Here is a 12,076-nt window from a genome sequence, read left to right as displayed (position 1 = left end):
CTGGGTGCGAGCCGGCGCGGTGAGTGGGGCGCCGGCTGATGCCCCGCCCGGCTCGGACAACGTGCTTCCGGTTGGACAACTTAAGCGTGGGTGGACAACCTGCTGCCACCAGGACAACGTAGATGACGCCCACAGGTTGTCCTTGCGCGGGCAGGTTGTCCTGGTGCGCATAAGTTGTCCTTGCGCGGGCAGGTTGTCCTTGCGCGCGTGTGCCGCCCGGTACGGCCCCCGGCCCCGCCGACGCTGCGTCCCGGTTGGGCTGGCGCTGCGCCTCAGGCTGAGCCTGTGCGCCGTGCCAGCCCCGGCCCGCCGGTGCTGCGCCCCGGCCCGCCGGGTCTCAGGCCTGGTACCAGCCCTGCCAGACGTAGGTGAAGGGGATGTTCCCGCGCATGCCGATGGACGCGTTGACGACGTTCTTCGCCGTCACGGCCGCCTCGAGCGGCGTCGCACCCTTGGCGAGCTCGGCCGTCACCGCTGCGGCGAGCGTGCAGCCCGCGCCGTGCACGCGCACGTTGCCGACGACCTCCGTCTCCAGCACCTCGAGGCTCGTGCCGTCGTAGAAGACGTCGAGGGCCGTGCCGGTGCCGAGGCTTGGTCCGGCCTTCGCCAGCACGTTCGGCACACCGTGGTCGTGGATGCGCTTGGCCGCGTCCTTGAGCTGGGCGACGGTCGTGATCTCCTCCATGCCGGCGAGTGTGGCCGACTCGAAGAGGTTGGGGGTGGCGATCGTCGCACGCGGCAGGATCCGGGCGCGCAGCTCGTCGTCGACGGCCTTGGCCTCAGCGAACTCCTGGCCCTTGCACACGAGCACCGGGTCGAGCACGACGTTGGTGAAGCCGTGGGTCTCGAGCGCCCGGTCCACGGCGTCGATCGTCGGCAGGGAGCCGAGCATGCCGATCTTGACCGCGTCGATGCGGGGGTTGACCCCCACGCAGGCCTCCACCTGGTCCAGGATCACCTGCGGCTCGACGCCGACGACGCGGTGGTTGAAGTCGTGGGCGGGGTCCATCGAGACGATGCAGGTCAGAGCCACGCAGCCGTACACGCCGAGCTGGGTGAAGGTCTTGAGGTCCGTCTGCGCGCCGGCGCCGCCGGAGGCCTCCGTCCCCGCGATGGCGAGGGCGATGGGAGGGAGGGACTTGTCGATGCTGGTCATGGGGTAAAGCGTGCCCCTGCGCGGGGCCCGGCGCAAACACGGCACCCACAACTGTCGCCAATTGCTAATTTGGGCGAAATTAGCAATAAGTGACAGGTCGGCGGTTAGCTGGCCCGGCGGCCGGCCTCAGGCGCTCGCGACGGTGAAGCGCACCCCGCGGTGGGCGTCGCGCTCCGCCTCGTCGACGAGGGCGAGGGCGAGGTCCGCGGCGGACAGCCGCTCACCCGCCGGCGTGTCAGCGCCGACGGCGTAGCGGCCCGTCGTTGCCTCGGCCACCGGGTACATCGGGGCGGGGGAGACGAAGGTCCAGGCGAGGGCGTCACCCGCCTCGCGCAGGAGCTCGAGGACCGTGGCGAGGGCCAGGGCCTCGGGCCTCCACTCCTCGAGGAAGGCCGGGGACGGGGAGTCGACCAGGCGCTGACCCTGCTCGTCGAGGAGCGAGCCGGCACCGCCGACGACGAGCCGGCCGGTGGGACGCGCGTTGATGAGGGCGGCGAAGGCGTCCACCGTCGGCTGGGTGGGGCCGCCGGCGCGGTCGGGGGAGACGGCGATGACGGTGACGTCGGCGTCGTTGACAAGGGCGACGACGGCGTCGGTGTCGGCCAGGTCCGCGGCGACGGCGGTCCGGGCGCCGTCGGGGCGGGTGCCGGAGCGGCTGACGGAGGTGACGGTGTGGCCGCGGCGGGCGGCCTCGGCGACGACGGCCGACCCGGTGGTGCCGGTGCCGCCGATGACGGTGATGTTCATGCTGTCTCCTGGTGCGCTGATCTTCCGGCGGGTGCCGGCCGCATCGGATGGTATGTTTTGGATACCAAGTACCTCAAGGAAACTTAGAAGGTGTGCTGTGACACGCGAAGCCAGTCTCTACGACTTCGACCTCATGTCCCCCGCCTGCCCCTCGCGCACGGTGCTGCGGCACGTCGCCGACAGGTGGACCCCTCTCGTCGTCGTCGCCCTCACCGACGGACCCCTGCGCTTCACCGACCTGCGCCGACGGGTCGGAGGCGTCACCGCCAAGGTCCTCACCCAGACGCTGCGCTCCATGGAGCGCGACGGGCTCGTCCTGCGCGAGGAGACCCCCGGCGTCCCGCCGCGCGTCGACTACCGCCTCACGGCCCTGGGGGCGAGCCTGACCGAGCCCGTGGCCGCGCTGCGCCACTGGGCCGAGGCCCACGCCGCCGAGGTCCTCGCCCACCGCGAGCACCACGACGAGCGTCACACCGCCGCAGGGCCCGACCCTGCCCGCAACCGCACGGAGCGGCTCTAAGCCCTCCCCCCGGCCGCCCGCATGCGCGACCATGGACCTATGAGCGCCACCGCACCCTCCCGCAGCCCCTGGTCCACGGACAGCGCCGTCCCCGAGCAGGTCCGCAGCGCCGTCGACGCCGTCCTCGACGACGCCGCCCTGCCGGAGCCCGAGCGCGAGGTCCTCGCCACCCGTGTCGAGCGCTGGTACCCCGACATCGCCGACGGCCTCGTCACCCTCTACGGCGAGCGCGGCGACGACGCCGTGCGCACCACCGCGGTCCACCTCCTCACCGAGGCGGCCACCGCCTGGGTCGCGCGCGACCCCCAGCTGCGCCGCCTCGACCTCGCCCGCACCCTCGACCCCACCTGGGTCCAGGACCCCTCCCGCATCGGCTACGCCGCCTACACCGAGCGCTTCGCCGGGGACCTGCGCGGCGTCGAGGAGCGCATCGACTACCTGCGCGAGCTGGGCGTCACCTACCTGCACCTCATGCCCCTGCTCACCCCGCGCCCCGGCGACTCCGACGGCGGTTACGCCGTCGCCGACTACCGCTCGGTCCGGGCGGACCTGGGCGACATGGAGGACCTCGCCCACCTGGCAGGGCGGCTGCGCGAGCACGGGATGAGCCTCGTCATCGACCTCGTGCTCAACCACGTCGCCCGCGAGCACGAGTGGGCGGTGCGCGCACGCGCCGGCGAGCAGCGCTACCGCGACTACTTCCACATCTACCCCGACCGCACCGAGCCGGACGAGTACGAGAGGACCCTGCCCGAGATCTTCCCCGACTTCGCCCCCGGCAGCTTCACCTGGGACGAGGAGGCCGCCGGCTGGGTGTGGACCACCTTCAACTCCTTCCAGTGGGACGTCAACTGGCGCAACCCCCACGTCATGGAGGAGTACGCCTCCATCGTCCTGGACCTGGCCAACAGGGGAGTTGAGGTGCTGCGCCTGGACGCCATCGCCTTCACCATCAAGCGCAAGGGCACTGACTGCCAGGGCCAGCCCGAGGTCCACGCCATCACCCAGGTCCTGCGCGCGCTCACCCGCATCGCCTGCCCCGCCGTCGACCTCAAGGCCGAGGCGATCGTCGCCCCCACCGAGCTCCTGCAGTACCTCGGCCAGGGCCGCTACACGGGCAAGGTCTCCGACCTCGCCTACCACAACTCCCTCATGGTCCAGGTCTGGTCCATGCTCGCCTCCCGCAACGTCCGCCTCGCCGCCCGGGCCCTGTCCTGCCTGCCGGTGGAGCCGGCCACGGCCACGTGGATCACCTACATCCGCTGCCACGACGACATCGGCTGGGCCATCGACGACGACGACGCCGAGGCGGTGGGCCTCAACGGCTTCTGGCACCGCCAGTTCCTCGCCGACTGGTACCGCGGCGTGTACCCCATGAGCGACGCCCGGGGCCTCGTCTTCCAGCACAACCCCGTCACCCAGGACCGGCGCATCACCGGCACAGCCGCCTCCCTCATCGGCATCGAGGCGGCGGCGGAGGCCGTCGAGGGCATCGGTGACGACACGCCCCTGTGGCGCGAGGAGGAGCTGCGCACCTGGCTCGCCCAGCGCCTGGACGCGCTGCGCCTGGCGAACGCCATCATCTACGGGTGGGGCGGCGTGCCGGTCCTGTGGAGCGGCGACGAGGTCGGCCAGCTCAACGACCCCAACTGGGACACCGAGCCCGGGCACGAGGCCGACTCGCGGTGGGCCGGCCGCCCGGTCCTGTCCGAGACCCTGGTGGCCCAGCGTCATGACCCGACGACGGTCGCCGGCCGCGTCTTCAGCGACCTCGTGAGGATGGGCCGGGTGCGGGCCTCGCTGCCGCAGCTGCGCGCGGACGTGCGCACCCTCGTGGCGCCGGTGGACGACGACGGCGTCCTCGTCACCTTCCGCGACCACCCGCGGGGCAGCTTCGTCGGCGTCTACAACGTCACCCCCGACTGGCGCTCGGTGCCGGCCTCGCGCCTGGCAGGGTACGGGGTGCTGGGCGCCGTCGACGTCCTGACGGACACGGTCCCGGAGTGGTCGACGACGCTGGAGGGCGCGGGCGACGGACTCGTCCCGGTGCCCCCCTACGCCGCCTGGTGGCTCGTGCGCGCCACGGACTGAGGGGCGGCGACGGCGCCGGCCCGCTGCACCCGTCTGGTGTGGGCGGGGCCACCGATCCGGGGCATCATGGCCCCATGACCAGCGACCTCGTGGGGACCGGGCCGAGCGCCCCCGGCAGCGCCGTCGGGACCCGCGGCGCCGCCATCAGTGCCGCCAGCGCAGCCAGTGCCGTGAGCGACCGGCCCGCGGCCCTGCCCACCCCGAGCGCCGTCTCCGCCCTGTCCGCGGACGACGGCGCCGACACCACCCTGCACCTCGCGACGCTGGACGCCACCACTCCGGCGGCGCTCCTGGCCGGTGAGATCTCCGCCGAGCAGGCCTCGCGCCCCCTGAGCGTCTTCGACCTCATGCGCATCGGCATCGGCCCCTCCTCCTCCCACACCGTGGGCCCCATGCGCGCGGGGCGGGCCTTCGCCGGTGAGCTGGCCGCCGCCGTCGTCTCCGACGACGCCCTGCACCTGGCGGTGGAGCCCACGGGAGCCGGGGGCGCCGACCGGGTCACCCGTGTCACCGTCGAGCTCTACGGCTCCCTCGGCGCCACCGGCCGCGGTCACGCCACCGACCGGGCCGTCGTCATGGGCCTGGCGGGCTACGAGCCCGAGACGGTGCCCGCCGAGGTCTGCGCCCGGCAGATGGAGGAGGTCGCCGCCGTCGGGACCCTCACCGTCGACGGCGTCGGGGACGTCCCCTTCGACCCGGCCACCGACATCCACTTCCTGCCCGGCCGCGTCCTGCCCTACCACGTCAACGGCATGACCATCACCGCCTACTGCCCCTCGGGCCGTGAGGTCCTGCGCCGCACCTACTACTCGGTGGGCGGCGGCTTCGTCATGGAGGACGTCGGCGTGAGCGGCGCCCCGTCGATCCGGGCGCTCGCCACCGCCTCGAGCGCCGAGGCGCACGCGACACCCGCCCCCTACCCCTTCTCCTCCTCCGCGGAGCTGCTGGCCATCTGCGAGCGCGAGGGGCTGCGCGTCTCCGACGTCGTGCGCGCCAACGAGGTCTCCGCCCGCAGCGAGGAGGAGGTCTGCGCCTACCTCGACCGCCTGCGGGCGACGATGAACGCCTGCATCGAGGCGGGCATGGGCTCCGACGGCGTCCTGCCCGGCGGCCTCGGTGTCCAGCGCCGCGCCAAGGCCCTCCATGAGCGCCTGCTCGCCCAGGCCACCGGCCCCGCCTCCGCCTACACCCTGGCCGACCCCCTGCGCGGCATGGACTGGGTGGACCTGTTCGCCCTGGCCGTCAACGAGGAGAACGCGGCCGGGCGCCGCGTCGTCACCGCCCCGACCAACGGGGCGGCGGGCATCGTGCCGGCGGTCATGCGCTACTACCAGGACTTCGTCCCCGGGGCCGACGACGACGGCGTGCGCCGCTTCCTGCTGGCGGCGACCGCCGTCGGCTCCCTCATCAAGACCAACGCCTCCATCGCCGGGGCGGAGGTCGGCTGCCAGGGGGAGGTGGGATCGGCGTCGTCGATGGCGGCGGCCGGGCTCGCCGAGGCCCTGGGCGGCAGCCCCGCCCAGGTGGAGAACGCCGCCGAGATCGCGATGGAGCACAACCTGGGGCTCACCTGCGACCCGGTGGGCGGGCTCGTGCAGATCCCGTGCATCGAGCGCAACGCGGTGGCGGCGGTCAAGGCGATCAACGCCGCGCGCATGGCCCTGTGGGGCCAGGGGAGGCACGCCGTCTCCCTGGACACGGTGATCGAGACGATGCGTCAGACCGGTGAGGACATGCTCGCCAAGTACAAGGAGACGAGCCGCGGAGGCCTGGCCGTCAACGTCGTCGAGTGCTGAGCGCGGGGCGCCCCGCCCCGGCCGGCTCGCCCTTCCCCGCCGCCCACCTCCTCGGTTTGCGCTCGAACTCCCTGGGGTTTTGCCGTACGTTCGAGCGCAAACCGAGGAGGTCGGGGACGGTGGGAGGTGAGGAGGGTGAGTGCGCCCGTCCTGAGGTATTGCGGTACACCAAGAACCTGGCACCATGACGCGGTGACCGCGACCCAGCAGCCCGCCCCGCCCCAGCAGCCGACCGCCCAGCCCGACCCCGACGTGCCGACCGCCGCCCAGGCCGGCCCCGCCCGCCAGTGGTGGCACGACGCCGTCATCTACCAGGTCTACCCCCGCTCCTTCGCGGACCTCGACGGCAACGGCACCGGAGACCTCAAGGGCGTCACGAGCCGCGTGCCCTACCTGCGTGCGCTCGGCGTCGACGCCGTGTGGCTCTCCCCCTTCTACCCCTCCGCCCTCGCCGACGGCGGCTACGACGTCGACGACCACCGCGACGTCGCCCCCGAGATCGGCACGATGGCGGACTTCGACGAGATGGTCGCCGCGCTCCACGGCGCCGGCATCCGCGTCCTCGTCGACATCGTCCCCAACCACACCTCCGACCGCCACGCCTGGTTCCGTGCCGCCCTCACCGGAGGCCCCGACGCCCCCGAGCGGCGCCTCTACATCGTCCGTGAGGGCAAGGGCGCCGACGGCGAGCTCCCCCCGAACGACTGGCGCTCCCTCTTCGGCGGCTCCATCTGGGAGCGCATCGACGACGTCGACACCGACGGCCGCCCCCTCACCGGCCCCGGCACCGGCCGCCCCTACCAGTGGTACATGCACATCTTCGCGCCCGAGCAGCCGGACCTGAGCTGGGAGGAGCCCGACGTCCACGCCGACCTCATCGAGACCCTGCGCTTCTGGTGCGACCACGGCGTCGACGGCTTCCGCATCGACGTCGCCTCGGGCATGGCGAAGGACCTGAGCCAGATCGACCGCCCGTGGTCCGAGCTGCCCTGGCCGCTGACCGCCGACGGCTCCCACCCGCTGCTCGACCGCGACGAGGTCCACGCCATCTACGCCGAGTGGCGCACGGTCCTCGAGTCCTACGACCCGCCCCGCTTCGCCGTGGCCGAGGCCGGCGTCATGCCGGAGCGCCGCGCCGCCTACGCGCGCAGCGTCGGCCAGGCCTTCAACTTCCAGATGCAGGACGCGGACTTCACCTCGGCCTCCTACGAGTGGGCGATCACCGCGGGGCTCGCGGACCTGGCGAGCAGCGGCTCGACCACCTGGGTCCTGGGCTGCCACGACGTCGTCCGCGTCGCCAGCCGCTACGGCTTCGACCCCACCCACCGGGTGCCGGAGGAGGCGCCGGGTGAGGACACGGCCCGCACGGCGGGCGCCCAGGGGGAGGTCTTCGGGCGCTCGCTGGACCTGTCGCGCCGCTGGCTCCTGGCCGACGGCGACGACGCCCTCTTCCGCTACGACGCCGCCGCGGGCCGGCGCCGGGCCGCAGCCGGCGCCCTGGCGGTCATGGCGCTGCCGGGCTCGATGTACGTGTGGCAGGGCGACGAGCTCGGCCTGCCGGAGGTCCCCGACATCCCGGAGGAGCGGCTGCAGGACCCGATCGCCACGCGCAACCGGGACGTGGAGAAGGGGCGGGACGGGTGCCGCGTGCCGCTGCCGTGGGCGGCCTCCGGCACCTCCTTCGGCTTCGGTCCCGACGGCGGTGCTGAGGCGCACCTGCCGCAGCCCGCCTGGTGGGGCGGCCTGTCCGTCGAGTCCCAGGAGGCCGACGACGACTCCTTCCTCTCCTTCTACCGCCGGGCGCTCGCGGCCCGTCGGGCGCTGGTGGCCGACGGCGTCGACGACGGCCTCACGTGGGTGCGGCGCGAGGAGGGCGTGCTCGCCTTCGCCCGCGGCGCGGTGCAGTCGTGGACGGCCTTCGGCGCGGAGGTCGAGCTGCCGCAGGGGCGCGTCCTCGTCTCCTCCGCCCCCGTTGAGGAGCGCGTGGGCGACGACGGCCGGAGCGTGCGGGTCCTGCCCGCCGACGCCACCGCCTGGGTGCGCGTCGAGCCCTGACCCTCCTGCGCCTGCTGGCCCCTCGCTGTCAGAAGCCGCCTGGAGCCCCGGGCGCGCCGCCGGGGCCGCCGGGCTGGCCGCCCATGCCCCCGCCCATGCCGCCCATGCCGGAGCTGAGCGCGGAGGCCGTCGCGGTGAAGGAGCCCCCCGACGACGTCGACACCGTGTACGACACCCCCTCAGTCAGCCCCAGCACCGTGATGCTGCTGTCCGAGACCGTCGAGGTCACCGACCAGCTCGTGCCGTCGTCACCCGTCACCGTGACCGTGTCGCCCACCGCGACGCTGAGAGCGCCGGTGACCCCCACCAGCTGGGTCTGCCCGTTCGCGTCGACCGCGCCGTCCATGGCGCCGGCCGTGCCCGTCACGAGCACCTGCCCGCCCGTGACGTAGGCCGAGCCGTTGGAGTCGATGCCGTCGGAGGCGGCGAAGTCCACCTGCACGGTGCCGCCGGAGATCGTGAGCACCGAGCCGTCGTCGGACTCGGAGTCGGCGCTCTCGTAGCCCTCGATCGTGTAGTCGCCGTTGGAGGCGTTGAGGCCGTCGTCGCCGGAGCTGACGCTCAGCTCACCGCCGGTGACCGTGACGAAGGCGCCCTGCACGCCCTCGTCGGCGGCGTCGATGCGCACGCTGCCCGAGGACTGGGCGTAGGCGACGCCCGCGTTGACGCCCTTCGGGGACTCCTCGGCCTCCTCCCCGACGGCCTGGGCCTGCCCGCCGCCGGCCGTGATCGTGAGCGTGGCGCCGTCGACGACGACGTCGGTGGTCGCGGCGATGCCGTCGTCTCCCGAGGTGAGGGTGACCGACCCGCCGGTGAGCGCCACGAAGCCCTTCGTCTCGTCGTCGTCCTCGGTGGACTTCAGGCCGTCGCCGCCCGCCGTGACGGTGAGCGTGCCGCCGTCGACCAGCAGCCAGTCCTTGCCGCGCAGGCCGTCGTCGGCGGCGTTGACGGTGAGGACCGGCTCACCGGTGAGGGCCAGGCCGTTCTTCGAGGAGATGCCGTCATTCGACTGGCCGGTGACGGTGAGCGAGCCGGTGCCGGTGAGGGTGAGCGTGTCGGAGGAGTAGAGGGCGGCCGTGGGCGCGTCCTCACTCGTGTCGGCGTAGGCCGCGCCGTCCGTGAGCGTGCTCGTGCTGCCCTTGGCCAGGACGAGGACGGCGCTGCCCGCGTCCTGGATGTTGACGGCCGGGCCGTCCGCGTTGCTGATCGAGGCGCCGTCGAGGACGAGGACGACGTCGGCGTCGGCCGCGTTGACGAGGACCTCGCCGTCGTCGAGCGTCCCGGTCAGGACGTAGGTGCCCGAGCCGGTGATCGTCACGGTGGTGCCGTCCACCTCCACCAGTGAGGAGGCGTCGCCCGACACGGTGACGGAGCTGCCGGCGAGGGTGATCGTCGTGGCGGTGGAGGTGTCATAGGTGCCGTTCTCGTAGCGGGCGCCCGCGGCGACGGCCTCGGAGGTGTCGGCGTTGGCGGCGAGCACGGTGGTGGCGTCGGTGCCCGCGGTGGCCTGGCGCACGGCGGTGGTGATCGTCGTCCAGACGGTGCCCGTCCCCTCGTCGCTCTCCTCGCCGTCGTCGGCCGTGGCGACGGTCTCGACGACGGCCTGCGTGGTGGTGGAGCCGCCGGCCGCGGCGGTCGTGGACGTGCTGCCGCAGGCAGCGGCGAGCGCGAGGCCGGCGAGCACGGCGATGGCCCCGGTGACGCGGCGGCTGCGCCGGTGGGCGGCGTGCCGCCCGCTGCTTCGGGTGAGTGAGGTCGTCATGGTGAGGCTCCTTCGGTGCGGGGTGCTCCCGCGTCGGTGATGGGTCCCAGTCAAGGCAGCGGTCCCATGAGCAGGCTGTGAGGACCGTGTCCGTGGGGCATGAGGTTGTCGTGGGGCGCTTGTGCGCGTGGTGGGGACGGGCAGGACTGGTGCGGCCGGAGGGGCCGCGGCTCAGGCCGCGTGGCGCGCCGCCGCCCTCCTGGCCTGCTCGAGGTCGTGGTGCATGACCCGGTGCCACTTGTTGGCGGGCAGCTCGGGGCTCAGGACCGCCAGGCCGGTCGCGTACTTCGAGATCCTCGTGGGCCGGTGTCCCGCCGCCCACAGGAGCCGGTCGGCGGGACCGGGCGCGGCGGGGTTCTTCGTCTCGACGACGGCGAGGTCCCCGGCCGGCACGTCGCCCACCAGGCGGCCGGTGAGGTCCTGCCAGGCGAGGGCGGTGTCGAGGGTGAGGCGGGCGCTCGCGGCCGGCAGGTGCACGGTCGTGCGCTCGTAGGTGGTGCCCATGACCGGGCCCAGGACCTCGGCCAGGCGACCGGGGGCCACGCTGATGCGCGCGGCGGCGAGCTGCTCCGCCACGAAGTCCCGGCCCTCCTGGGTGAGGACCTCGGCGGAGCCGGCGTCGTAGGCGAGGCGCTTCTTGACAGTGGCGCCCCGGGCCCCGCGGGTCTTGACCTCGAGGAAGCACAGCCCGGAGTCGAGGTAGGTGCGGGTGCGGACCTTGAAGCGGCGGCGGCGCTTGCGGGCGGCCAGCAGGTAGGAGTCGAGGGCCGGGGTGTCGAAGTAGACCGAGGCGTAGCGCGAGGAGGTGGCCCCCGCCACGGACAGGACGCGCGCCCGGCCGGCCAGGGAGTCGAGGAGGTCCTGCGCGCTCGCCGTCGGCACGAGGTACTTGCGGTCCACACGGGTGAGGAGCCCGGCGACGGCGTTGAGCTCGTCGAGGCTGATCCTCTCGAGGTGGCTCGGGTCCAGGGGGCTGGGGGTCATGGCTGCTCCTGCTGGGGTGGTCGTGCGGTCGGTGGGGCCCGGGCGGGTGCGTGGGCCCGGTGCTGCGCCGGGCCCACGGGGCTCAGCGCGCGATGACGACCGGCTCGCGGCGACGGGCGGCGCGCGTGCCGTCAACCGGGGCGATGGAGGCGGGAAGCGGCGCGACGGCGTGGGGGCGGGCCGGCTGGGCGTGCTCGGTGCGGTCAGTGGACCTGTCCGCCGTGGCGCCGGCCCGGTGCAGGACGTAGCGGACGTCGACGAGCGTGGTGTCGTTGACCATGTCGAGGCGCTGGACCTCGAAGGAGCGCACCCGGGCGCCGAGCAGCTCCTCCAGGTGGGCGGCGAGCGCGTGCTCGTCGGCGATGGCGCGGTCGATCATGACGAGCTGGTGGCGGTTGCGGCGCAGGAGGGCGGGGGCGTCGGCGACGGCGAGGGAGAGGACGACGAGCGCCATGAGGGCGACGGTGAGCGCCAGGGGCGCGGTCTGGATGCCGCCAAGGAGGCCGAGCGCGAGGGAGGCGAAGAAGTAGGCGACCTCGTGCTGGCTCAGCTCGGTCGAGCGCAGCCGGATGATCGACAGCACGCCGAAGAGCCCCAGGCCCAGGCCGGCGCCCACCGAGCTGGTGGACAGCAGGGCGGTGACGGCGAGGACACCGATGTTGACGCCGATGTAGGCGGCCATGAGGTCCTTGCGCGTGTGGCGCGGGACGTAGAGGGCGAGGACGAGGACGCTGACGGCGACGAGGTCGGCGGCGATGAAGGCGAGGGCGGTGGTGCTCATGCTGGGTCCTGACGGTGGGGGTCTCCCGGCGGCCTGGGCCCCGGGCGGGTTGACCATCAGTCAAGACAGTGGCCCTATGAGCGGGCTGTGATGAGCATGTCCCTCAGGCATGGGTTCGTCGCCGACGGCGAGGGGGGCCGACGGCGGCCGGTGGCCTTCGTCGTCGGCCCCGGTTGTGAGGGCC

At 73.6% G+C, this 12,076-nt stretch carries 9 protein-coding genes; 4 read left to right on the top strand and 5 right to left on the bottom strand.

Features of this window, described 5'->3' with window-relative positions; genetic code table 11:
- Window positions 1-337: 337 nt before the first annotated feature.
- The gene (locus tag H6X67_RS06875) at window positions 338-1,156 is read right to left on the bottom strand and encodes a PfkB family carbohydrate kinase (protein WP_249369325.1); all 819 of its coding nucleotides are present in this window, start codon (window positions 1,154-1,156) and stop codon (window positions 338-340) included.
- Window positions 1,157-1,282: 126 nt separating this feature from the next.
- Window positions 1,283-1,903 (bottom strand): NAD(P)-dependent oxidoreductase, encoded by a 621-nt coding sequence (locus tag H6X67_RS06870; RefSeq protein WP_249369327.1) that lies wholly within the window; start codon window positions 1,901-1,903, stop codon window positions 1,283-1,285.
- A gap of 97 nt (window positions 1,904-2,000) precedes the next feature.
- Between H6X67_RS06870 and H6X67_RS06865 the strand changes: the two genes are divergently transcribed.
- From H6X67_RS06865 to H6X67_RS06850, 4 genes are all read left to right on the top strand, one after another.
- Window positions 2,001-2,423 carry a winged helix-turn-helix transcriptional regulator gene (locus H6X67_RS06865; protein ID WP_250707982.1) on the top strand — a complete coding sequence of 141 codons (423 nt, stop codon included), beginning with the start codon at window positions 2,001-2,003 and terminating at the stop codon, window positions 2,421-2,423.
- Between the two features lie 39 nt (window positions 2,424-2,462).
- Entirely contained in the window at window positions 2,463-4,514 is a 2,052-nt protein-coding gene (locus H6X67_RS06860; RefSeq protein WP_249369329.1) for an alpha-amylase family protein, read from the top strand.
- Window positions 4,515-4,588: 74 nt separating this feature from the next.
- A complete protein-coding gene (locus H6X67_RS06855; protein WP_283251342.1) occupies window positions 4,589-6,310 on the top strand; it encodes an L-serine ammonia-lyase in 1,722 nt (573 codons plus the stop codon).
- A gap of 192 nt (window positions 6,311-6,502) precedes the next feature.
- Window positions 6,503-8,365: a glycoside hydrolase family 13 protein gene (locus H6X67_RS06850; protein ID WP_249435486.1), complete on the top strand. Its 1,863-nt coding sequence runs from the start codon at window positions 6,503-6,505 to the stop codon at window positions 8,363-8,365.
- A gap of 28 nt (window positions 8,366-8,393) precedes the next feature.
- Here H6X67_RS06850 and H6X67_RS06845 read toward each other — a convergent pair whose 3' ends face one another.
- From H6X67_RS06845 to H6X67_RS06835, 3 genes are all read right to left on the bottom strand, one after another.
- On the bottom strand, window positions 8,394-10,127 hold the full coding sequence (locus H6X67_RS06845; RefSeq protein ID WP_249369830.1) for a carbohydrate-binding domain-containing protein: 1,734 nt from the start codon (window positions 10,125-10,127) through the stop codon (window positions 8,394-8,396).
- Between the two features lie 171 nt (window positions 10,128-10,298).
- A complete protein-coding gene (locus tag H6X67_RS06840; protein ID WP_249369828.1) occupies window positions 10,299-11,111 on the bottom strand; it encodes a polyphosphate polymerase domain-containing protein in 813 nt (270 codons plus the stop codon).
- Window positions 11,112-11,193: 82 nt separating this feature from the next.
- Window positions 11,194-11,892, bottom strand: coding sequence for a DUF4956 domain-containing protein (locus H6X67_RS06835; protein WP_249435485.1), 699 nt, complete (start codon window positions 11,890-11,892; stop codon window positions 11,194-11,196).
- Window positions 11,893-12,076: the final 184 nt, after the last annotated feature.

Source organism: Actinomyces sp. AC-20-1, assembly GCF_023369555.1.
GTDB lineage: Bacteria > Actinomycetota > Actinomycetes > Actinomycetales > Actinomycetaceae > Actinomyces.
Note: the sequence above shows the minus strand (reverse complement) of the source record. Positions and strands in the feature narration are given on the sequence as shown.